21 protein-coding genes are annotated in these 23,082 nt (G+C 56.6%); 9 read left to right on the top strand and 12 right to left on the bottom strand.

Annotation, left to right across the window (positions count from 1 at the left end; all coding sequences use genetic code 11):
- The first annotated feature begins 102 nt into the window (after nt 1–102).
- Nucleotides 103–438, top strand: a complete 336-nt coding sequence (locus BFG58_RS04695) for a GlpM family protein (RefSeq protein ID WP_045910346.1) — start codon at nt 103–105, stop codon at nt 436–438.
- On the opposite strand, the gene folM is transcribed toward BFG58_RS04695, so the two are convergent.
- The 3 genes from folM to ydgH all read right to left on the bottom strand — a co-directional run bounded on the left by folM (nt 435) and on the right by ydgH (nt 3,708).
- The gene (gene folM, locus BFG58_RS04690; protein WP_045910347.1) at nt 435–1,157 is read right to left on the bottom strand and encodes a dihydromonapterin reductase; all 723 of its coding nucleotides are present in this window, start codon (nt 1,155–1,157) and stop codon (nt 435–437) included. The two genes, BFG58_RS04695 and folM, sit on opposite strands and share 4 nt — an antisense overlap.
- Before the next feature lie 39 nt (nt 1,158–1,196).
- A complete protein-coding gene (locus BFG58_RS04685; protein ID WP_045910348.1) occupies nt 1,197–2,579 on the bottom strand; it encodes an amino acid permease in 1,383 nt (460 codons plus the stop codon).
- Nucleotides 2,580–2,763: 184 nt separating this feature from the next.
- The gene (gene ydgH / locus BFG58_RS04680) at nt 2,764–3,708 is read right to left on the bottom strand and encodes a DUF1471 family protein YdgH (protein WP_048030717.1); all 945 of its coding nucleotides are present in this window, start codon (nt 3,706–3,708) and stop codon (nt 2,764–2,766) included.
- Nucleotides 3,709–4,243: 535 nt separating this feature from the next.
- Here ydgH and pntA point away from each other — a divergent pair.
- A complete protein-coding gene (pntA, locus tag BFG58_RS04675; protein WP_008500544.1) occupies nt 4,244–5,773 on the top strand; it encodes a Re/Si-specific NAD(P)(+) transhydrogenase subunit alpha in 1,530 nt (509 codons plus the stop codon).
- A 10-nt stretch (nt 5,774–5,783) separates the two neighbouring features.
- Nucleotides 5,784–7,172 (top strand): Re/Si-specific NAD(P)(+) transhydrogenase subunit beta, encoded by a 1,389-nt coding sequence (gene pntB / locus BFG58_RS04670; protein WP_021241158.1) that lies wholly within the window; start codon nt 5,784–5,786, stop codon nt 7,170–7,172.
- 120 nt (nt 7,173–7,292) lie between these two features.
- Here the strand turns inward: pntB and uspE are convergent, their stop codons facing one another.
- The 7 genes from uspE to BFG58_RS04635 form a co-directional block, all read right to left on the bottom strand.
- On the bottom strand, nt 7,293–8,243 hold the full coding sequence (gene uspE / locus BFG58_RS04665; protein ID WP_032640084.1) for a universal stress protein UspE: 951 nt from the start codon (nt 8,241–8,243) through the stop codon (nt 7,293–7,295).
- 109 nt (nt 8,244–8,352) lie between these two features.
- A complete protein-coding gene (locus tag BFG58_RS04660) occupies nt 8,353–8,535 on the bottom strand; it encodes a hypothetical protein (protein ID WP_223540366.1) in 183 nt (60 codons plus the stop codon).
- 147 nt (nt 8,536–8,682) lie between these two features.
- Nucleotides 8,683–9,435: a fumarate/nitrate reduction transcriptional regulator Fnr gene (gene fnr, locus BFG58_RS04655; RefSeq protein WP_006174991.1), complete on the bottom strand. Its 753-nt coding sequence runs from the start codon at nt 9,433–9,435 to the stop codon at nt 8,683–8,685.
- A gap of 183 nt (nt 9,436–9,618) precedes the next feature.
- A complete protein-coding gene (ogt, locus tag BFG58_RS04650; RefSeq protein ID WP_048222832.1) occupies nt 9,619–10,134 on the bottom strand; it encodes a methylated-DNA--[protein]-cysteine S-methyltransferase in 516 nt (171 codons plus the stop codon).
- A gap of 10 nt (nt 10,135–10,144) precedes the next feature.
- Nucleotides 10,145–11,671 carry a p-aminobenzoyl-glutamate transporter gene (gene abgT / locus BFG58_RS04645; protein WP_045910351.1) on the bottom strand — a complete coding sequence of 509 codons (1,527 nt, stop codon included), beginning with the start codon at nt 11,669–11,671 and terminating at the stop codon, nt 10,145–10,147.
- Nucleotides 11,672–11,717: 46 nt separating this feature from the next.
- Nucleotides 11,718–13,163 (bottom strand): M20 family metallopeptidase, encoded by a 1,446-nt coding sequence (locus tag BFG58_RS04640; protein WP_069719362.1) that lies wholly within the window; start codon nt 13,161–13,163, stop codon nt 11,718–11,720.
- Nucleotides 13,163–14,473 (bottom strand): M20 family metallo-hydrolase, encoded by a 1,311-nt coding sequence (locus tag BFG58_RS04635; protein ID WP_069719361.1) that lies wholly within the window; start codon nt 14,471–14,473, stop codon nt 13,163–13,165. The genes BFG58_RS04640 and BFG58_RS04635 overlap by 1 nt, the downstream gene beginning before the upstream one ends.
- Nucleotides 14,474–14,648: 175 nt before the next feature.
- On the opposite strand from BFG58_RS04635, the gene BFG58_RS04630 reads away from it, so the two are divergent.
- Nucleotides 14,649–15,560 (top strand): LysR family transcriptional regulator, encoded by a 912-nt coding sequence (locus BFG58_RS04630; protein ID WP_023292606.1) that lies wholly within the window; start codon nt 14,649–14,651, stop codon nt 15,558–15,560.
- Between the two features lie 356 nt (nt 15,561–15,916).
- Nucleotides 15,917–16,480 (top strand): DNA endonuclease SmrA, encoded by a 564-nt coding sequence (gene smrA, locus BFG58_RS04625; protein WP_045910355.1) that lies wholly within the window; start codon nt 15,917–15,919, stop codon nt 16,478–16,480.
- Between the two features lie 27 nt (nt 16,481–16,507).
- On the opposite strand, the gene BFG58_RS04620 is transcribed toward smrA, so the two are convergent.
- Nucleotides 16,508–18,169, bottom strand: a complete 1,662-nt coding sequence (locus tag BFG58_RS04620) for a methyl-accepting chemotaxis protein (protein ID WP_069719360.1) — start codon at nt 18,167–18,169, stop codon at nt 16,508–16,510.
- Nucleotides 18,170–18,312: 143 nt separating this feature from the next.
- Here BFG58_RS04620 and BFG58_RS04615 point away from each other — a divergent pair, with 143 nt between their 5' ends.
- From BFG58_RS04615 to umuC, 3 genes are all read left to right on the top strand, one after another.
- On the top strand, nt 18,313–19,179 hold the full coding sequence (locus tag BFG58_RS04615) for an aldo/keto reductase family oxidoreductase (RefSeq protein WP_069719359.1): 867 nt from the start codon (nt 18,313–18,315) through the stop codon (nt 19,177–19,179).
- A 159-nt stretch (nt 19,180–19,338) separates the two neighbouring features.
- A complete protein-coding gene (gene umuD / locus BFG58_RS04610; protein WP_069719358.1) occupies nt 19,339–19,773 on the top strand; it encodes a translesion error-prone DNA polymerase V autoproteolytic subunit in 435 nt (144 codons plus the stop codon).
- On the top strand, nt 19,757–21,019 hold the full coding sequence (umuC, locus tag BFG58_RS04605; RefSeq protein WP_045910358.1) for a translesion error-prone DNA polymerase V subunit UmuC: 1,263 nt from the start codon (nt 19,757–19,759) through the stop codon (nt 21,017–21,019). The genes umuD and umuC overlap by 17 nt, the downstream gene beginning before the upstream one ends.
- A gap of 7 nt (nt 21,020–21,026) precedes the next feature.
- Here the strand turns inward: umuC and BFG58_RS04600 are convergent, their stop codons facing one another.
- The gene (locus tag BFG58_RS04600) at nt 21,027–21,923 is read right to left on the bottom strand and encodes a LysR family transcriptional regulator (protein ID WP_069719357.1); all 897 of its coding nucleotides are present in this window, start codon (nt 21,921–21,923) and stop codon (nt 21,027–21,029) included.
- A gap of 97 nt (nt 21,924–22,020) precedes the next feature.
- On the opposite strand from BFG58_RS04600, the gene BFG58_RS04595 reads away from it, so the two are divergent.
- Complete coding sequence (locus tag BFG58_RS04595) at nt 22,021–23,076, top strand: SDR family oxidoreductase (protein WP_069719356.1); 1,056 nt, start codon at nt 22,021–22,023, stop codon at nt 23,074–23,076.
- Nucleotides 23,077–23,082 lie beyond the last annotated feature (6 nt).

Here is a 23,082-nt window from a genome sequence, read left to right as displayed (position 1 = left end):
CAACATACACCGCGAAACCTTAACCTTCCATTAATCTTTCAAAATTAACGCCGGTTCCGTTATTCTGGCTGATATTGTGAGTTGATTATTATAGGGAAAACGATGGGGCTGGTGATCAAAGCCGGGCTGGGCGCGCTGGTGGTGTTGCTGATTGGCATGCTGGCGAAAACGAAAAACTACTATATTGCCGGGCTGATCCCTCTCTTCCCGACCTTTGCACTCATTGCCCACTATATCGTGGCGTCTGAACGCGGTACGGAAGCGTTACGCACGACCATCGTGTTTGGCATGTGGTCAATCATTCCGTATTTTCTCTACCTGCTTTCGCTGTGGTATTTCACCGGTTTTCTGCGTCTCCCACTGGCGCTGAGCGGGGCGGTGGTCTGCTGGGGGCTCAGCGCCTGGCTGTTAATTTTCTTCTGGAGCCGCTTTCACTAACGCAGCGGTCGGCCGCCGTCCACGGCAAAGGTTCTGCCGGTGACGTAGCAACTGGTGAGCAGGTAATCCACGAGGTCGATGACCTCTTTCTCGCCCGGGGCAATTTTCATGAGCGACTTATTCAGCGCCTGCTGGCGATACTCCGCATCATCGTTTTCGTTGAATAAAATCATCGCCGGGGCGATGGCGTTCACCTTCACCTCGGGGGCGAGCTTGCGGGCAAACGAGCGGGTCATGTTATCCAGCGCGGCTTTACTGGCCGCGTAGGCGATGTGCTTGTCGCTGCCGCGCTCCACCACATAATCAGTGAAGTGAATGATGTCGCCCGCAGCATGCCCGTGGCCGCGAAGCAGATCCTGCAGAGCATGGTTCAGCAGATAAGGCGTATTAACATGGATCTGCAACATGGCGGCAAGCGTTTCGCTGAGCGAGGTACCGGATTTCTCGGCCTGCCATGCGCTGGCGTTATGGATCACGGCGCGCAGCCCCGCAGTGGTGGATTTCACCTTTTCCGCAAAGGCCAGAATGCCTTCATCGGTTGAAAAATCAGCCTGAATGCAGACCGCCCCGGCTTTGCGTAACCCTTCAATCGACGGGTATTCCGTACGGTAGCTCACAATGACCGGATGGCGAAGGTTGAGAAAGTGATGGGCGAGAGCGAGGCCGATACGGCGGCCTCCACCGGTGATCAGTATGGGGCGAAGCGGTGCATTTCCCATCGTATTCTCCTTTACAGTTCAACAATGGGAAAGGCGATGCTATCCCACTAACATCCAGGTTGCCGGCACGGCAGCAACCAGTAAGAGTCCAATTAATGCCATTTCGCGGCGTTTCAGCGCGTTCTCCAGCTGATGCGTGCGGCGGGCGTAGATGAACACCAGCAGACCCGGTGCGTACAGCACCACCGACAGCAGCAGATGCATAGGTCCGGAAGCATACAACAACCACAGGCCGTAAATACAGGCTCCGACACCCACGACATAATGCGCGGGGCGAGTGGCAATTTTTAACAAATACGCACCCACTAAGAAATAGGGTACCAGAATCATCTCCGAGGCGATGGTCAGCAGCGTGTTATAGTCTGAACCTGTGAGCCAGATCAGCACCAGGCAGATCTGAACGCTGATGTTGGTCAGCCAGAGTGAGGCAGACGGCGCGCTATTTTTGTTTTGACGCGCAAACAGCCGTGGGAACGCCTTGTGCGTAGAGGCCAGGAAGGGCACTTCAGCCGCCATGATGGTCCAGCTCAGGTAGGCTCCGCAGACGGAGATAATAAGACCCGCCGCAATCACCACGTCACCCCAGGGGCCGAGCATTTTCACCATCAGGCCTGCCATTGACGGGTTACGCATTTCAGCCAGTTCAGGACGCGCTACCACGCCCAGCGACAGCAGCGTTACCAGCAGATAGACCCCGAGCGCAGCCAGTACGGCCAGCAGCGTGGCGCGGCCTACATCGCGTTTATTTCGGGCCCGGGCAGAAACCACAACCGCGCCTTCAACGCCGATGAATACCCACAGGGTAATCAGCATCGTGTTTTTCACCTGCTCCCAGACGGGGACGCCCAGCGCAACGCCGCTGAAATCGAGTTTAAACACGTCGAGACGGAACGCAATAAAGGCCAGAACGATAAACAGGCCGAGCGGAACCAGCTTCGCGAGCGTCGCCACCAGGTTAATGCTGGCGGCCGTTTGTACGCCACGCAGCACCAGCCAGTGGACGAACCACAGCAGCACCGAGGCACCCACGATAGACTGCCAGGTATTCCCGTCGCCAAAGAGGCGCAATTCAGGCGTATCGGTAAAGAAACTGAGCGCCGAGAAGACAATCACCAGATAGGAGACGTTGGCGATAACCGCACACAGCCAGTATCCCCATGCGGAACAGAAGCCAATCAGCTCGCCGAAGCCTTCACGGGCATAGGTGAAAATGCCGCCGTCCAGGTCCGGGCGAATGCGGGTCAGCAGCAGCATGGCGAAGGCCAGCAGCAATATTCCGACTCCCGTAATGCCCCAGCCAATGATGAGCGCAGACGGGCTGGCGACGGCCGCCATATTTTGCGGCAAACTGAATACGCCCGCACCCAGCATTGAGCTTAAAACGAGTGCAGTCAGAGCACTCAGGCCAAGTTTCTTTTCCATTGGCTTCCTGTTATGAAAGGTCAAAATCCAGAATAATTATTTCGCTCAGGCGCATAAAAATGGTGGATCACACTAAGGCGCGGGATTTTACGGAGTGTAACGAAAGCATGCAATGACGTGTGGCAGAAATTCAAAAAAAGTAACAAAAAAGGCGGCATTGCGCCGCCTTTCTTAAACGATTTTGTTACTTGTACAGATCGGCGCTGATGGTCACGTTGTTACCACGTTCCTGCCACTGGCGGGTGATGTGGTAGAACTTCGCCCCTTTCTTCGCCGCACGCTTCGCGACCTGGTAAGAGACTTCCGTCATGTTGCCGTAGTTGCCGGTAAATTTGATGCTGTCGAACGGCACCATCTGCGCGGCAGTGGCGTTGTTCAGCTCTTCAACTTTGGTACCGTCTGGCAGCGTAACCGAATAACGGCCACCTTTCGTGGACTGCGTTTCAAAGAAACGGCCCACTTCAGCGCTTGGCGCAGCCGTCGTTGCGACGCCTGGGATTTCCACTTTCTTCGCTTCTTCGCCGCCTTTCGCTATCGCCGCGCGACCGGCTTCTGAGTTCGCCGGAATCGCATCCGGGCTCTGCAGAACACGTTTCTTCGCATCTTCTTTATAGATGAACGCGGTAATACGCTGGTTGCCGCCCTGGTTAGCATCGACCTGACGCACGATGTAGAACGAGTAGGCCCCTTTCTCTTTCGCGGCTTTGGTGATGGCATCGTTCACTTCAGGCTGGCTGCGGTAGAAGCCCTGAACGGTGACGGTGTCGTACGGTTCCAGCGCAATTGCCTGATCTTTCGGCAGTTCAACAACACCGTTGATCACGCGGTTTTTCGGTGCGTCAGCTTTTGGCGCGTTGTCTTTATACAGCGCAATAGTCACGCGCTGGTTACCGCTGTTGCCGTTATCAGACTGGTCAACAACATAAAACGATGCTGCCCCGTTTTTATCAGCGGCCTTTGATGCAGCGGCGACGGCGTCGCCAATAGAATTATAACGACCCACAATGACCTTATGGTCAAAAGGTTTTAACGCTGCCGCTTGCTCCGGCGTTAACTCTGTTGCGGCATTCGCAGACAGGGCGGTCGCGGAGAGAAGTGCGGACGCCAGGAGTGTGTTCTTAAGCTTCATAAAAATGATCCTTCGCCTTGCGCAAACCATGTACTGGTATTGTTGTTAATTTGAGACGGTCCCGATTATGGCATTTAAAACCCGTCGCTGTCTGCGCCATTTTTCACAGCCAGTGCTCACTGAATCACCTTATTCGATAACATTTAGTGATATGTTGAAAAAACACGCGTTTGACAAGTAAAACTGATAAAGCTTATGACTTTTACAAGTTAATTTAATGTTAATAAGTTGTTCTCTTATGGCGCTATATCATGTTTTTACCGCTTCGCTTGCGCGAATTATCGGTTCTGGCGATGAATTTAAGGTAAATATCACTGTCAGTGACGCCGATCGCTTATTTTTCACAGATAAAGTAAGAAATAGTGTTTTCTGGCGGTAGATCACGGCCGGTATTTTCAGTAGGTTATAGACAGTTTGTTACTGTTTTATTTTCCGGGGTGAATTGTGTCTCATTGCTTGTGTGATGGCGAAAAATGATACAAACCGCGGGCATTTATCGATAAACCATCATCAAAAACCGATGGAAGGGAAAACTATGCGTATTGGGGTACCAAAAGAACGGTTAGCCAATGAAACCCGCGTAGCGGCAACACCGAAAACGGTGGAGCAACTGCTTAAGCTGGGTTTTACCGTCGCGGTTGAAAGCGGCGCAGGCAAACTGGCGAGTTTCGATGACGAGGCCTTTATCCAGGCTGGCGCGGAAGTGGTGGACGGTGCCGACGTATGGCAGTCGCCTGTAATTCTGAAGGTCAACGCACCGGAAGAGAGTGAGATAGCGCTGCTGAATCCGGGCACCACGCTGGTGAGCTTTATCTGGCCTGCGCAAAATCCTGAGCTGATGGAAAAACTGGCCGCGCGCGGCGTCACCGTCATGGCGATGGACTCCGTGCCGCGTATTTCGCGCGCCCAGTCGCTGGACGCCTTAAGTTCGATGGCAAACATTGCGGGCTACCGCGCCATCGTTGAAGCGGCCCACGAATTTGGACGCTTCTTTACCGGTCAGATCACCGCGGCGGGTAAAGTCCCTCCGGCGAAGGTGATGGTGATTGGCGCGGGCGTGGCGGGACTTGCCGCCATCGGTGCGGCAAACAGCCTGGGCGCTATCGTGCGCGCTTTCGATACCCGTCCTGAAGTGAAGGAGCAGGTCCAGAGTATGGGCGCCGAATTCCTTGAGCTGGACTTCAAGGAAGAAGCGGGCAGCGGTGATGGTTACGCGAAGGTGATGTCGGAAGCCTTTATCAAAGCCGAAATGGAACTTTTCGCCGCCCAGGCGAAAGATGTCGACATCATTGTCACCACCGCGCTTATCCCGGGTAAACCGGCGCCGAAGCTGATTACCCGTGAGATGGTTGACTCCATGAAGCCGGGCAGCGTGATTGTCGACCTGGCCGCGCAAAACGGCGGCAACTGTGAATATACCGTAGCGAATCAGGTGACCACGACCGCGAACGGCGTGAAGGTGATCGGCTATACCGATCTGCCGGGTCGCCTGCCGACGCAATCGTCTCAGCTGTACGGCACCAACCTCGTCAACCTGCTGAAGCTGCTTTGCAAAGAGAAAGACGGCAACATCACCGTCGATTTTGACGACGTGGTGGTGCGCGGTGTGACCGTGGTGCGTGAAGGTGAAATTACCTGGCCTGCGCCGCCAATTCAGGTTTCGGCCCAGCCTCAGGCAGCGCCTAAAGCGGCGCCTGAGCCAAAAGAACCTGCCAAACCGGCTTCCCCGTGGCGCAAATACGCGATCATGGCGCTGGTGATTATTCTCTTCGGCTGGCTGGCTGACGTCGCGCCGAAAGAGTTCCTCGGCCACTTTACCGTCTTCGCGCTCTCCTGCGTTGTGGGCTACTACGTGGTGTGGAACGTCTCCCATGCGCTGCATACGCCGCTGATGTCGGTAACCAACGCCATCTCCGGGATCATCGTGGTGGGGGCGTTACTGCAGATTGGCCACGGCGGCTGGATCAGCTTCCTGAGCTTTATCGCGGTGCTGATCGCCAGTATCAATATTTTCGGTGGTTTCACCGTGACTCAGCGCATGCTGAAAATGTTTCGTAAAGGCTAAGGGGTAGCATATGTCTGGAGGATTAGTGACAGCCGCATACATTGTTGCTGCAATCCTGTTTATTTTCAGTCTGGCGGGGCTTTCCAAACACGAAACGTCTCAGCAGGGGAATAACTTTGGTATCGCCGGGATGGCGATTGCGCTGATTGCCACCATCTTCGGGCCGGATACTGGCAACGTAGCGTGGATCCTGGTGGCGATGATCATCGGCGGTGCGATTGGTATTCGCCTGGCGAAACGCGTTGAAATGACCGAGATGCCGGAGCTGGTGGCGATTCTGCACAGCTTTGTGGGTCTGGCCGCGGTGCTGGTGGGCTTCAACAGCTACCTGTACCACACGCCGGGTCTGGAACCGATTCTGGTGAATATTCACCTGACGGAAGTGTTCCTCGGTATCTTCATCGGTGCGGTCACCTTCACCGGTTCCATTGTCGCGTTTGGCAAGCTGCGCGGGAAGATTTCCTCTAAGCCGCTGATGCTGCCAAACCGCCATAAGCTGAACCTGGCGGCGCTGGTGGTGTCGTTTGTGCTGCTGGTGGTCTTCGTGCGTACCGAAAGCGTCGGTCTGCAGGTGCTGGCGTTGCTGGTGATGACTATCATCGCGCTGGCCTTCGGCTGGCATCTGGTGGCGTCCATCGGTGGTGCGGATATGCCAGTGGTGGTCTCCATGCTGAACTCCTACTCCGGTTGGGCGGCGGCGGCGGCGGGCTTTATGCTGAGCAACGACCTGCTGATCGTTACCGGTGCGCTGGTGGGTTCTTCGGGTGCGATCCTGTCTTACATCATGTGTAAGGCGATGAACCGCTCGTTCATCAGCGTCATTGCCGGTGGCTTTGGTTCTGACGGCTCGTCTACCGGTTCCGATGAGGAAGTGGGTGAGCACCGTGAGATCAGCGCGGAAGATACCGCCGAGATGCTGAAGAACTCGCACTCGGTCATTATCACCCCGGGCTACGGCATGGCGGTGGCGCAGGCGCAGTATCCGGTGGCGGAAATCACCGAGAAGCTGCGAGCGCGCGGCATCAAGGTGCGCTTTGGTATTCACCCGGTGGCGGGGCGTCTGCCAGGCCACATGAACGTGCTGCTGGCGGAGGCGAAAGTGCCTTACGACATCGTGCTGGAGATGGACGAGATCAACGATGATTTCGCCGACACCGACACCGTGCTGGTCATTGGCGCTAACGACACCGTTAACCCGGCGGCGCAGGACGATCCGCGTAGCCCAATCGCCGGGATGCCGGTTCTGGAAGTGTGGAAGGCGCAGAACGTGATCGTGTTTAAACGTTCAATGAATACCGGCTATGCCGGGGTGCAGAACCCGCTGTTCTTTAAAGAGAACACTCACATGCTGTTTGGCGATGCCAAAGCCAGCGTGGATGCGATTCTGAAAGCGCTGTAAGTTGCGTTGAAACGAAAAAACCGCCGAATCCGGCGGTTTTTTTATTGCCGGGTGGCGCTCACGCTTACCCGGCCTACGGTTTTGTAGGCCCGGCAAGCTTGCGCCGCAGGGCGTTAGGGGTCAATCGTCTTCCGGATCGTCGAGCTCAACCGGCGTCTGGTACTCATCCGGCTTGATAACCAGCAGGTCGCAGCGCAGATGGTCGATCACCTGCTCGGCGGTATTGCCGAGGAAGGCGGCAGAAATACCGGTACGGCCAATGGTACCCAGCACCACAATCCCCGCCTGCAGGTGTTCAGCCAGGTCTGGGATCACCTCTTCAGGCAGCCCTTTTTCCACGTGGGTCATTTTCTCATCGATGCTGAATTTCTGGCGCAGCGCTTTCATGGCCAGCAGATGCTGACCGCGGATCGCGTCGTTGTACACGCTCGGGTCAAATTCCGGCAGTTCAATGGCGATGTTAATCGGGGTGACCGGATAGGCGCCAACCAGATGCACTTCGGTATGATTGACCTGGTCGGCAAGCTGGATAGTCTCCTTCACCAGCTTCTCGTTCAGTGAATTGTGGTAATCCTCTTCGCTGGCGAGGTTTACCGCCACAACGGCTTTCCCGCCTTCAGGCCACGGCTGGTCTTTCACCATCCAGACCGGGCAAGGGCATTTACGCAGCAAATGCCAGTCTGTCGGGGTGAAGATCACGGATTCCAGCTTGTCGTGCTGGTGCGCCATCTTCAGCAGCAGATCGTGCCCACCGGCAACGACTTCCTGAATGATGGCTTCGAAAGGTCGGTTGTGCCAGACCACTTTAATATCAATGGGCACACCCGCTTCCAGGTAATACTTCGCCTGTTCGCGGATCCACGCGGTACGCTGGCTGATGACGCCCTGACGCATAGCGGTGCGCTCGTCAGGCGACAGAAGGGTGGTCATCTCATACGAGAAGTCATAGATCGGCAAAAACGCTTTGATTTTGCCACCAATCCGTTGATGTAAATACACAGCACGTCGTAATGCCGGCTGATCGTCCTGATTCGGATCGATTGCTACCAGCATGTTTTGATACTTGGCCATACAGGTCTCCTTACTACTGTCACCACAGTCTGTAATTAAAAGAGTAACCTATATATCCTGAATGAAACAGAGGGGAGGTTTTGCCAGATCAATAATTCATGAAAATTTATCAGAGGAAAAGCACCGTGGTCGTTACCGCAACAAACGCAATAAACAGCAGCACCATCACCGCTATCGCAAAGGTCGTGGAATCCTGAACGTAGGTTTTTTCCTCCCCCTTCATTGGGCCGACAAGCATGATCCAGATGAAGATAAAGGTCACGGAGGCAATCACGACTGAAACGAAAAACAAACTTTCTCTCAATTCATAACCTCAACGAGAACCTTTTGGGTGCTGTGTGGGGACGTGCTACGGTGAAAAGGTCAGATAAAGGACGGGGTGACAGGCCAGACCGCTAAATCAGGAAAATTTATCGGTCTGGCTGTATACGTATGGCGTTTACGCCACGTTGCGGGCGTGCCCGGCAAGAACGGCCAGCGCTTCACCGTTTTCGATAGTGATGTATTTACCCTTAACGGCCAGCATCCCGCTTTTCTGGAAACGACCCAGCAGACGGCTGATGGTTTCCACGGTCAGACCCAGGTAGTTACCGATATCGCCACGCGTCATGGTCAGACGGAATTCACGCGGCGAGAAGCCACGCTCGGCGAAGCGGCGGGAGAGGTTGTAGATAAACGCGGCCAGGCGCTCTTCTGCGTTCTTTTTAGAAAGCAGCAGAATCATGTCCTGATCGCCTTTGATCTCACCACTCATCAGACGCATCATCTGCTGACGCAGGTTAGGCATCTTGCCGGACAGATCGTCCAGGGTTTCAAACGGAATTTCGCAAACCATCGAGGTTTCGAGTGCCTGAGCAAAGCTCGGGTGATGGCCCGTACCGATGGCATCAAAGCCTACCAGGTCACCCGCCAGATGGAAGCCGGTGATCTGCTCATCGCCCTGTTCGGTGATGGTGTAGCTCTTGATGGTGCCAGAACGGATAGCATAGAGCGATTTCAGTTCGTCTCCCGCTTTAAACAGCGTCTGCCCTTTCTGAATAGGCTTTTTACGCTCGATGATATTATCAAGCTGATCGAGTTCATGCTCATTCAGGGTAAACGGGATACAGAGCTGGCTGATGCTGCAATCCTGGCAATGGATAGCACAACCGCCAGACTGAATGCGTCGTATAATTCGCTTTTCCGGGATCATAGGTTTGCTCAAGCCTTAATTGATATTGGTCAATTTTAACATCTTTTTGGTAAGTACGTAAGCCTGACAAACCCTCAATAAGGACAAGAGACGACAATGCGTCGCCATCTTCTTGAAATTCCACAGCTTGATTATGGATTTTTAGCCTAACCGGTAGAAAATTAAGCACAAAAAGCCTGGGAACTAGAGCAAAAGATACCCTTCGTGACGCAGTAACCACTCTTTTCGCTGCACGCCACCGGCATAGCCGGTCAGGGTACCGTTGCGGCCAATGACGCGATGGCAGGGCACCACGATGCTGACCGGATTAGAGCCGTTCGCGGCGCCTACGGCACGTGCGGCTCCTGCGCGACCTAACTGCTCCGCGAGCTGGCCGTAATGCATCACCTGTCCGCAGGGAATGGCCCGCAGCGCCTGCCACACTTCGCGCTGAAAAGGGGTGCCTGCCGTGGCGGTGGGCAGTGTGTCGATGATGCTGAGATCGCCTTCGAAGTACGCCGCAAGCTTGTCGCTCAGTCCACCCGGATTGGTGGCGCGGATACGTTCATACCCCTGTGAGCGGTAGTGAATCGCAAGCAGTTCTTCCATGCGGTCGCTGTGCTCTTCCCACTCAACGGCGCGCAGACAAAACTGCTCGTCCGCGATCACCCACAGCGGCCCAAGCGGCGTCGCAATCTTGTCTTCGAGTAATCTCAGCATCCTCATTCCTTTAGTTCAGCCTCGGGTAAATCCCCGGTCCAATCGGCAGGCCGACAAGATACCACGCCACCAGCATCACCAGCCATACCCCTAAAAAGATAAGCGGGTAGGGTAAAACCAGCGAATAGTAGGTACCCAGTTTGGCCTCGGGTTTATAGCGCTGGAGGAAGCCTAAAAACAGCGGAACAAACGGCGAAACCGGCGCCAGCGGAATGACCGAAGAGTCCGCGATACGGAACAGGATCTGCGCGAAAGCCGGGTGGAACCCTAGCATCATAAACATCGGCACGAAGATCGGGGCCAGAATCGACCAGATGGCGGAACCGCTGGCGATAAACATGCACAGCAGGGAGGAGAGCAGCGCCAGGCCGACAAACGCCGGTACGCCGCTTAACCCGGCCGCCTCCAGCGCGTCGGTCAGGCCCACGGCCATAAACTTGCCCATGTTGCTCCAGTTAAACATCGCCACAAACTGGGCCAGCGGGAATACCATCACGATAAAGCCCGCCATCTCCTTCATCGGCTCGATCATCAGCTGCGGCAGATCGCCCTGGCGACGGATTTTACCGGTGGCGATACCGTAGGCGAGCGAGACGACAAAGAAAAACAGAATAATCAGCGGCACGATGCCCTGGATAAACGGCGAGGGCAGGACGGTATGTTTAACCGGATCGCGCAATATGCCGTTTTCCGGTACCACCATCAGCGCCACCGCGGCAATAAACGCCAGCGAGACAATCCCCGCCACGCGCAGGCCGAAGCGCTGCTCTTTGCTCAGCGTTTCCAGCTTTTCATCACTGCGGCCTTCCCATTTACCCAGCCGCGGCTCGACGATCTTATCGGTAATCAGCCCGCCGACAATCGTCAGGACAATGACCGAGCTTGCCATAAAGTACCAGTTGTCGATCACGCTGACGTGCATGGCCGCATCAATGGTTTTCGCCGCCTCCGTACTGATGCCCGAGAGCAACACGTCGGTGGTGACGATCAGCAGGTTAGCGGTAAAACCGCAGCCCACCCCCGCAATCGCGGACAGCAGACCCGCCACGGGATGGCGCCCGACGGCGAGGAAGATCAGCGCCCCCATCGGCGGCATGATCACCAGTGCGGCGTCGGAGGAGATATGGCTGAAGAAGGCGATAAACAGCACCATGTAGCTCGCGTAGCGCGCGCTGACGTGAGAAGCCATCTTCACCATCAATGCGGGCAACAGGCCGACGCGTTCAGCCAGCCCGGCGCCCAGCACCAGCGCCAGAATGGCGCCGAGCGGGGCAAATCCGCTGAAGTTTTTAATCACGTTGGGTAAAAACCAGTGCAGCCCTTCAATGCTCAGCAGGTTTTTCACCGCCACCAGGCTGCCGTCGGCCGGGCTGCGCACGCTGACGTCAAAGGCGGAGAGCACGGCGGTGGCGACCATCAAAATCACAATCAGATAGATAAAAAGCAGGAAAGGGTGCGGCACTTTATTGCCGATCCTTTCAACCCAGCCATAGAGCTTACCGGATGGGGAATGCGAAGGTATGGATGACATACTCATGGGCGTTCCTCGGGACTGTTGTGTTGTTGTGTTGTGTTGTGTTTTTTTATTTTAAAGGTGACGGTGTCACGCCTTGTGGGATCGGACACACGTACGGTTTTTCTTGTATTTGTTGTTCGAACTCTTCACGGCATTTTTTCAGCAGCGCGGCGTCCTGCAGCAGATTGAGCGCGGTCGCGCCCATCACTTTCCCGGCCAGCAGCATGCCTTTATGGGCAATAGAGGTTCGCCCCTGAGATACCAGTTGCCAGGTATGCAGCGGCGTGCCGACGGTAAAGCAGGGGCTGAAGCACTGGGCGACCGGCATTTTCCAACTGACGTCACCCACGTCGGTTGAACCCGCCAGTACGTTGTCGGTGACGGCATAAGGCGCGACTTCATCCACCAGCAGCGTCGCCTGATGACGACGGGCAAAGGCTTTACCCGCTTCGCCACCCGTGGCGGCAATATTTTTCAGGCTGTTTTGCAAATCGTTGGGCGTCAGCGTAGCGCGGATCTCGCGGGCAAACTCTCGCTCCACGTCGGTCCACTCCGGCGTGCCGTAGTGCTGCAGGGCGCGATACATCGCCGCCTCAAGCGTGCGGTTCGGCAGGTAGCTGGAGCAGGCTTTATCAAAACGGCATTCGACGGTGGTTTCGGTCATCATCGCCGCGCCCTGGGCAATTTTCTCGATGCGCTCGTAGATCTGCTGCGCATCCGCCATCTCCGGGGCGCGGATCAGGTACAGCACCTCGGCCTGCGCCTGCACCACGTTGGGTGAAATCCCGCCGGTATCGGTAATGGCGTAATGGACGCGCGCTTTCTCGATAATGTGTTCGTTAAGGAAGTTGGTGCCGGTGGTCATCAGCGTCACGGCGTCCAGCGCGCTGCGTCCCAGGTGAGGGGAGTTGGCCGCGTGCGCCGCCACGCCGTGAAAACGCCAGGTGGCCTGAATATTCGCCAGCGTGCTGACGTTAAACATCCCGGCAAAGGCTTCCGGGTGCCAGGTGACGGCGGCATCGACGTCATCAAACAGCCCTTCGCGCACCATAAAGGTTTTCCCGGAGCCGCCTTCTTCACCGGGACAGCCGTAAAAACGCACCGTTCCGCTGCCGCCGTGCTGCTCCAGCCAGCTTTTCACCGCCACCGCGCCCGCAAGCGCCGCGGTGCCTAAGAGGTTATGTCCGCAGCCGTGGCCGTTAGCCCCCGGCGTGGCGGTTTGCGCGGTCGCGCAGTGTGCCTGCTGGCTTAACCCGGCCAGCGCGTCGTACTCGCCCAGCAGGGCGATAACCGGTTTTCCGCTGCCGAAGCTGGCGATAAAGGCATTTGGAATACCGCCTGCCTCGCGGGTCAGCGTGAAGCCTTCGGCTTCCAGCTCGCTGGCCAGCCGTTCGGCGGACCAGAACTCTTCAAAGCGGGTTTCGGGGCGATCCCAGATCGCGTCGGCAATATCGGTTAACGTCCGACATCGCGTATCGATCGCATCGGCAATAAAAGCGTAGTTCTCCTGCATTACACACCTCGCGTCCACGGGAAATTCAGCGCAGTTCGCGCCAGCGTTTCGATGGCGACAGGCATCACCTGCTCATCGAAGTCGAATTTTTCGTTGTGATGTCCGGCGCTCAAATCCGTGCCAAACACCATATAGGACGCCATGCCGCCGTTCTGCTGCACGCGGGCCATCATCAGCGTGGCGTCTTCGGATCCGGCCGGGGCTTTTACCTTATCGATGGCGTGAACAACCCCGGAAACCTGGCTCGCCTGTTCGCGCAGATAATCAACCCAGGCCGGCGTCGGCGCGCTGGAGGTGGCGGCCCCCATCAGGCGCATCTCCGCGCTCACGCCGTAGAGCGCCGCCGCGCCGGTAATCACCGCCTGCGCGCGTTCAAAGACATACTGATTAATCGCTTCGCTTTCACCGCGGGTTTCAACCTTAATTAGCGCATTCGCGGGCACCACGTTGCGTCCGCTGCCCGCTTGCATCACGCCGACGTTTACCCGGGATGCGCCGTCGCTGTGCGGGGCGATGCTGTGCAGGGCGAGGGCGGCCTGCGCGGCGGCGAGCAGAGCGTTACGACCGTCCTCCGGCTTACCGCCCGCGTGTGCGGCCACGCCGGTGAAGCTCACGTCGAACTTGGTGGTGGCCATAAAGTTATCGCTGCCGCAGATTACCGTCCCGGCAGGTACGCCGGTGCCAATATGAATGGCCGTGAAATAGTCCACGTCATCCAGCGCCCCGGCGGCAACCATGGCGCGCGCGCCGCGCGTTCCTTCTTCGGCAGGCTGGAAGATCAGCTTGATGGTGCCGTTCAGCCGGGCTTCATTCTGCTTAAGCACCTGTGCCAGCCCCAGACCAATGGTGGTGTGGCCGTCGTGTGCGCAGGCGTGCATCATTCCCGGATTGCAGGAGGCAAACCCGTCGCGGAACGGGCGATGGCTGTCGTCGAGCGCTTCGCTTAAATCAAGGGCGTCCATGTCAACGCGAAACGCCAGGGTTGGGCCAGGGCGTCCGGTATTCAGGGTGGCAACAATGCCGGTAAAGCCGCCTTCAAACGGTGCCAGCCATTTCTCAGGCGCGCCTTGCTTGCGCGCGCGGGCAAATTCTCGCGCCAGAGTCGCGTCATCGGGCAGCCCCATCCGGCTTTCGGCATCGACGACGTCGCGCCCCATCGCCAGCGCGTAACCCAGCGAGTCCAGGGTCTCCGCGACTTTCGCGGCGGTACGAAACTCTACCCAGCCGGATTCCGCAAAATGGTGAAAATCGCGACGCCACGCGCTCAGCTGCGGGGTTAACGTCTGGATGTAGTGCGCCAGTGTGTCCATATCTGTTCCTGTCATCATTAAAATATGTGAACTGCTTCACGCTGTGATAGTTTTTACTTATCACTAACCGATTTTTCACAGTTTTAACCGTTCAGGAATTACCCTCGCACATCCCTTTCCAGTAAAGTAGATGACAGTTTCTTTACTCTGATAAACAACGGTTATCGGTCGGGCTATGTCATTTCAGGTTAAATTCCATCATCTCCGGGCGTTTGTTGAAGTTGCTCGTCAGGGCAGCATTCGCGGTGCCAGCAGGACGCTGAATCTTTCCCAGCCGGCATTGACCAAATCCATCAAAGAGCTGGAGGAGGGCATGGCGGCGCAGCTTTTCGTGCGCAGGAGTAAGGGCGTCGCGTTGACCGAATGCGGCGAGGGCTTTTACCAGCGCGCCCGGCTAATTCTGGAAGAGCTGCGCGCGGCGCAGGATGATATTCGTCAGCGGCAGGGGGAACAGGCCGGGCAGATCAACATCGGGATGGGGGCCAGCGTTTCGCGCAGCCTGATGCCCGCCGTCATCACCCGCTTTCATGCCCAACATCCGCAGGTCAAAGTGCGGATAATGGAAGGACAGCTGGTGTCGATGATTAACGAATTACGGCAGGGCGAACTGGATTTCACCATCAACACCTATTATCAGGGACCTTACGACCAGGAATTTACGTTTGAAAAACTCTTCGAGAAGCCGTTTGCGGTATTTTGTCGCGAAGGGCATCCGGCAACAGGGGCAACGTCGATTAATGAACTTCTGCATTATAACTGGACAATGCCGACGCCGCGGGGAAGTTATTATAAGCAGTTAGAAGAGGTATTTAGCCATCGCTCGCAAATACCGCGAATTGGTGTGGTCTGCGAAACCTTTTCCTCCTGTATTAGCCTGGTCGCGCAAAGTGATTTTCTAAGCATATTGCCGCAGGAGCTAGGGTGTGACCCGCTGCTGGCGCACCGCCTGGTCATGCTGCCGGTTGTCGAATCGCTTCCAAAAGCAGCATATTATTTAATTCAGCGCCGCGATTCACGTCAGACGCCCCTGGCTGAATCATTAATTACACAGTTCAGGCGGGAAGCGAGGAAAATAATCGTGGCGTGAAAGTGAGATAATAAAAAAACAGGATCTGCCCGACATCAGACAGATCCTCCAGTACACACAGCAGTGCGTCCTTTCGCCAATCCTGAGTATTATATCCATGAAGCAGGTATATTTAGGTATAACACCTTTCCCGCAAAATGAAAGGATATTGAGTGTTTGATTTTACGAAAATTTAACACAAATCACTTACTTCATCTTTGCTGAAATTTTACTTAAGTCATATTTAACTTTATTTTATAAATACTATATATATTCATCAGGTTAATATTTGTTGCGCATGACGGCCTGTAACGGTGATTGAGGCCTGTCTCGGGCGCAGGTATAGTACCGTCCTCAGTTGTAGCCGGAGGATATCCATGAACCCTGACGACAAATCCTTTTTTCTTGACGCCATGGAAGATGTCCAGCCGCTGAAGCGTGGCCCGGATATTCACTGGCAGCCCAGCCGCAATACGCGGACGCGCCAGGAGGTGGATAGTGAACAGCTGGATAACTTCCTGACGCTGGATTTTCTTGACCTTCTTCCCCTGGAAGAACCGCTGGCGTTCCAGCGCGAAGGGGTGCAGCAGGGCGTTATCGATAAGCTGCGCTCGGGTAAATATGCCCGCCAGGCCAGCTTAAACCTCCTGCGTCAGCCCGCCGAACGCTGCCGTCAGATGCTCTATTCTTTTATCTGCCAGGCCAGACGTGACGGGTTACGTAACCTGATTATCATTCACGGGAAAGGGCGGGAGCAGAACTCACATCCTAATGTGGTGCGCAGCTATCTGGCGCGCTGGTTAACCGAGTTCGAGGATGTACAGGCCTTCTGCGTGGCGCTGCCGCATCACGGCGGCAGCGGGGCATGCTACGTTTCACTGCGCAAATCTGATGAAGCAAAACAGGAGAACTGGGAGCGGCACGCCAAGCGCAGCCGCTAGCGGGCGATATTCTCGCCCGCCTGAAACTCAGAAGGTTTCCCAGTTGCTGTCGGTGGCGGCGTTTGCGGTCGCCGGGCGCAACAGCTGGGGCGTCTTCACGCTGGCCGGGCGCGGGGTGGCCGCTTTTTCTTTTCCGTTCAGACGAAACGCGGCCACCGCCTGGCGCAGCTGTTCGGACTGATCTTCCAGCGCCGCTGCCGCCGTGGCGGACTCCTGCACCAGCGCGGCGTTTTGCTGCGTCACGCTGTCCATCTGCGAAACGGCCAGGCTCACCTGCTCAATGCCGCGGCTCTGCTCGTCAGAGGCAGAGGAAATCTCGCCCATGATATCGGTCACGCGGGTAACGGCGGCGACGATTTCCTTCATGGTGGTGCCTGCCTCGCTAACCTGTTCAGAACCGGTATTCACCCGGCTGACGGAGTTCTCGATAAGCCCTTTGATCTCTTTCGCCGCCTGCGCGCTGCGGCTCGCCAGCGTACGGACCTCGCCCGCGACAACCGCAAAGCCACGCCCCTGTTCCCCGGCGCGTGCCGCTTCCACCGCGGCGTTAAGCGCCAGAATGTTCGTCTGGAACGCGATGCTGTCGATCACGCTGGTAATATGCGCAATTTGCTGCGAACTGTCGGCGATTTCGTTCATGGTGCGAACCACGTTATCCACGACGTGACCGCCGCGCGCGGCCGTTTCAGAGGCGTTTTTCGCCAGCAGCGTGGCCTGACGGGCGTTATCGGAGTTCTGTTTAACCGTCGCGGTCAGCTCTTCCATGCTGGCGGCGGTCTCTTCGAGCGAGGCGGCCTGCTGCTCGGTGCGGGCGGAAAGATCGTTACTTCCTGCGGCAATTTCGCCTGCGCCGGTGTAGATGGAATCGGTGCTTCCGCGCACGGCGCTGACGGTGGTTACCAGCGACTGCTGCATCTCATGCAGACCCGCGGCCAGTTGACCCATCTCATTGCGGCCCGAGATAGCGATATCCTGCGTCAGGTCGCCCCCTGCAATGGCGCGAATATGGTTCATAATGGAGTGGAGTGGTTTTAACAGCAGGTGCTGTAAACCCTGCCAGATGACCACCAGAACCGCGATAACGGCCAGCAGAATTGCCGCCAGCGTCCACTGCATCTGCGTAAAGCTGCTCTGGTTCTCTTCGGTTGCGGCCTTCAGCAGGGTGTTGTTTTCGGCGCGCCAGCGGTTATAGACCGCTTCCATATCGTCCTGCGCCTGCTGCGCGTCCAGATCGCCATAGGCCTGATAGTTATCGGCGCGCAGATACTCAATCGATAAACGCATGACTTCGTGCATCTGGTTCCAGGATTTCTGCATCTCGTCGGTCAATGCCGCCTCCTGGCCCTTAACCTGCGGCAGTTTCTGCCACTCTTTGTTATAGGCTTCGGCTTTTGCCAGCGAGTCGCTTGCGGTGCCCAGCAGTTTATTGATCGCCGCAAGGGAAGCCGGGTCACGCTGGTTTTTTAGGTAGCGGATCGCCACGCGGGTGACGGTGACGCGCGTTTTCACCAGCGTGTTCACGCTGTCGCTCAGGCTTTCCTGCTGGGCGTTGAGCACGCCGGAGTTCTGGAAGTTATGGCGATCGTTGCTGACGGCAGAGTAGAACAACCCTCCCGTGACAACTTGCAGCAGACAGAATATGGTGAGGGCAAAGATAATACCGGTAATCACGTGCAGATTTTTCAGCATAGCGGTCGTCCGTTAGAGAAGATGCAGGGTTACTTCATTACTATCGTCGTAGAGAATGTAAACTTTAATTAACTCGCGCTTAACTAAAGGCTCCCAGAGGGAACCTGTTGTAAATCCGGATCATTTTTATGAGGAAGGTCAACATGAGCAGCATTGATAAAAGCGGGACATACGCGCTCGGGACGCGGACGGTGAAACGACTGGGCTACGGCGCGATGCAGCTGGCCGGGCCGGGCGTCTTTGGGCCGCCGAAGGATAAGCAGGCCGCGCTGGAGGTGTTACGCGAGGCCGTGGCGGCGGGGGTGAACCACATTGATACCAGTGATTTTTATGGCCCTCATGTCACCAACCAGCTGATCCGCGAGGCGCTTCATCCTTATCGGGACGATCTGACGATCGTCACCAAGATTGGTGCCCGTCGCAACGACAAAGGCGCCTGGCTGCCGGCCTTTTCCGCGCAGGAGCTGACGCAGGCGGTGCATGACAACCTGCATAATCTGCAGCTGGACGTGCTGGACGTGGTGAACCTACGGATCATGTTTAGCGCGCACGGGCCAGCGGAAGGGTCGATTGCTGAACCGCTCTCCACCCTGGCAGAATTACAGCAGCAGGGGCTGGTGCGGCATATTGGCCTGAGCAACGTCACGGCCACCCAGGTCGCGGAAGCGCAGAAGATGGTGCCGGTGGTGTGCGTGCAGAACATGTACAACATTGTGAACCGGGGTGATGATGCGCTGGTGAATCTGCTTGCGCAGCAGGGGATCGCGTATGTGCCGTTCTTCCCACTGGGCGGCTTTACGCCGCTGCAATCGTCCGGGCTGAAGGCTGTGGCGGATTCACTGGGCGTCACGGCAATGCAGGTTGCGCTGGCATGGCTGCTGCAGCGTTCCCCGAATATCCTGCTGATCCCGGGCACCTCTTCCGTGGCGCATCTGCGGCAAAACCTCGCGGCGGGGGAACTGCAGCTACCGCCTGACGCACTGGAAACATTGAATACGCTGATGGACTGATCGTCACAGGCGCAAAGCCCGACATGCGCTTCCGGGCTTTGCGCGTTTTAAATCTTCTGACACTTCAACGCGTTTGGGTTCGCTTCCGGAAATGACCTTGATCCCTGGCCATAATCCGTAATACTGTATTTATATACAGTATCTGGCGAGAAAGGCATTATGGACACTCTCTTTTCTTATCATCCAAACCAATCTATTGAATTACCGTTGTTTGCAGAGCGTGTAGCCTGTGGTTTCCCCAGTCCGGCTCAGGATTATGTGGAGGATCGTCTCGATCTTAACCGGCTGGCAGTAAGACATCCCAGTGCGACCTATTTTATCAAGGTGAGTGGAGACTCCATGATTGGGGCGGGGATCGGCGACGGCGATCTGCTGGTGGTCGATCGCTCGTTAAATGCCGAACATGGGGACATCGTTGTGGCGTCGGTCGCCGGTGAGTTTACGGTGAAAGAGCTACAGACTCGCCCGGCTCTGAGACTTCTTCCGCATAATGCCCGCTATCAGCCGATTACCTTTCATTCCGAAGAGGAACTGCAGATCTTCGGCGTCGTCACCCACACGCTTAAAACGCATAAACATGTTCGCACTGGTTGATGTGAACAGCTTCTATGCCTCCTGCGAGAAGGTATTCCGCCCCGATCTGGAGGGGAAGCCCATCGTGGTGGTGTCCAACAACGACGGCTGCATTATTTCACTGTCGCGGGAGGCAAAGCAGTTCGGCATAAAAATGGGTGAGCCCTATTTTAAATTCAAAGAAAAACGGTTTCCGGAACGGGTTTACGTCTTCAGTTCAAACTATGCGCTGTATGCCGACCTCAGCAGTCGGGTGATGCAGACGCTGACCGATCTCGCTCCGGCCATAGAAATTTACTCGATCGACGAGGCGTTCGTGAACGTTTCAGGGATCGGTAACTGCCTTGCACTGGAAGCGTTCGGACACCAGATGCGCACGCAGGTCTTTAAAAATACGGGCTTAACCGTTGGCGTCGGCATTGCCCCGACAAAAACGCTGGCGAAGCTGGCCAACTATGCGGCGAAACGGTGGGCCAGTACCGGCGGCGTGGTCGATCTGTCGGGCCGCGAGCGGCAGCGTAAACTGCTGGCAAAGGTTCCGGTAGAGGAGGTATGGGGCGTAGGGCGGCGCATCACGAAAAAACTGAACGCGATGGGGATTACCACGGCGCTGGAGCTGGCGGAGGCCTCCTCGTGGGTCATTCGCAAACATTTTAACGTGGTGCTGGAGCGTACGGCGCGCGAGCTTCGCGGCGAGCCCTGTCTTGACCTGGAAGAGTACACCCCCACGAAGCAGCAAATCATCTGTAGCCGTTCGTTTGGTCATCGCATTACGCAATATGAAGAGATGCACCAGGCGATTTGCGCCTACGCGGAACGCGCCGCAGAGAAACTGCGCGGCGAGCATCAATACTGTCGTTTTATCAGCGTGTTTGTGCGCACCAGCCCGCATGCGGACAACGAAATTTATTACGGCAATCAGGCTTCGGTCACCCTGATGACGCCCACCAATGACTCGCGGGATATCATCCGTGCCGCCACGGAGGCGCTGGGGCGGATATGGCTCGACGGGTATCGCTATATGAAGGCCGGGGTCATGCTGGCGGACTTTTTCAGCAGCGGTGTCGCTCAGCTTAATCTGTTTGACGACAATCGCCTGCGCGCCAACAGCGCGGCGCTGATGGAGATGATCGACAGCGTCAATCACTCCGGCAAAGGGAAGATATGGTTCGCCGGGCAGGGGATTGAGAAACCGTGGGCGATGAAGCGAGAGATGTTGTCACCGGCCTATACGACGCGGTACGCGGATTTACCGGTGGCGAGGTAAAAGGCGGTTATTTTGTGGCGTTGTGGGTCGCGATCTCAGGCAGTAATTGCTCAATCACGCTGACGACCTTTCTGACGCGCTGCGGAATAAAGCGGGCATCAGGATAAACGGCATAGAGGAAGCGATCGGGCAACCGCCAGTCGGGCAGCACCGGTACCAGCGTGCCCGCCTGCAGAGCCCTGGCCACGAGCGGTCGCTGCATGCCGCCGATACCGATGCCTGACTCCAGCGCCTGCAGCAGCGCCTCACTGGTGTTGGCACGGAAAACGGTATTCACGTTGACCTCGACCATTTCCTCGTCAGACATCAGGCGCAGGGGAGCATCCGGCGGAATGCCGCTGAACCGTACGTGTGGCAGCGTCGCCAGTTCGCTGACCGCGTGTACCGCCTGAAAACCGGGAGCGGCAAACAGTGCAGCTTCAATCCGTCCCAGCACGCGAGCCGCGTGCGCCTGCGGAGGCTCGCTGCTCAGCCGTATCGCGACATCCACGCCCTCCGTCACCAGATCGGCAAGGCGGTCATCCAGGGAAAGCATCAGCTGCAGTTCGGGATGCAGGCGCTGTAGCGCCAGCAGATGCGGCAAAATGATCTGCCCCAGGCCGCTCGGCAACTGGACATGGACGCGTCCCTGAACGCTATGATCGACAGGATGTAAACGCCTCTCCGCTTCCCCCATGGCGTCCAGCACGAGCTGCATATCACGCCGGTAGCGTTCCCCTTGTTCGGTCAGCTTCATCGTACGCGTCGTACGGTGCAGGAGTACCACACCCAGCGATTCCTCAAGCGCCGCGATCTGTTGACTGACGGCGGACTGCTTAATACCGGTCTGACGGGCAGCCGCTGAAAACGAGCCCGCTTCAGCGACGCGTAGAAAGGTAGAAATGGCATTGAGCTTATTATTCATTTAATGATTTTGCTTATAAGTGCCATCGGTTTCATGGGATATCTCCAGAAAAAATAATATATCACACTGCGTCTGTCACCCTGTCCGGAGAAATACCATGAATAATAGGCAGCAACACAACGTCGCCCTGGTCGCGGGCGCCAGCGGCATTGTCGGCAGACAGATGGTCAACACGCTCCTGCACCATCAGTGGCAGGTGATCGGCCTTAGCCGCCATGCCGGGTCGCATCCTGACGGCATTCCGATGGTCAAGATCGATTTACTGGATGAAAAGGACAGCGCCCGGGCGCTGCGCTCCCTGGACGGTACCACCCATCTCTTTTACAGCGCCTGGGCGAACGCGGCGAACTGGGAAGACATGGTTGAGCCGAACGTCACCATGCTGCGTAATCTGGTCAGCATCCTCGAAAAAACGGCACCTTTGCAGACGGTAAGCCTGATGCAGGGGTACAAGGTCTACGGCGCGCATCTGGGGCCGTTTAAAACCCCGGCGCGCGAAAGCGATCCCGGCGTACCGGGTGCCGAATTTAACGCCGCGCAGCTTGCGTGGCTCAGCCAGTTTCAGCGGGGAAAGCGCTGGCACTGGAATGCCATCAGGCCGGGCGTGGTAGGGAGTGCGGTACCGGGCAATGCCATGAACCTTGCGCTGAGCATTGCCCTGTACGCCTCCCTGTGCAAGGCGCTGGGTTTACCGTTGCGTTTTCCCGGTTCGGAACAGACCTGGCACAGTATCGTTGACCATATCGACGCCGGGCTGCTGGCCGACGCCACTCTGTGGGCCGCCGCGTCACCTGCGGCACAGAATCAGGCGTTCAACGTGAATAATGGCGATATCTGGCGCTGGAGCGAGCTCTGGCCGCGCATCGCACGCTGGTTTGACCTGGACTCTGCACCGCCGGTGAGGCTGTCATTTCATCAGCTGTTTACGGACTATCGCGGCGTATGGCGCGAGCTTGCCGGAGAGCGGCTGGTGGAAGCGGATATTCTGCAGTTGAGCGACGGGCGGTTTGCCGATTTTGTCTTTAGCTGGAACTACGACATGTTTGGTGACGGGAGCAAGCTGCGCAGGGCGGGCTTTACGCAAATGCAGGCGACGGATGAGATGTTTTTCCACCTGTTCGCGCAGTTGAGAGCCGCGCGGATTATTCCCTGACCGTAA

This window comes from Enterobacter sp. ku-bf2 (assembly GCF_001742765.1).
GTDB classification, from domain to species: Bacteria; Pseudomonadota; Gammaproteobacteria; order Enterobacterales; family Enterobacteriaceae; genus Enterobacter; species Enterobacter quasiroggenkampii.
The sequence above is the reverse complement of the archived record's forward strand: the minus strand, read 5'-3'. Positions and strand labels throughout refer to the sequence as shown.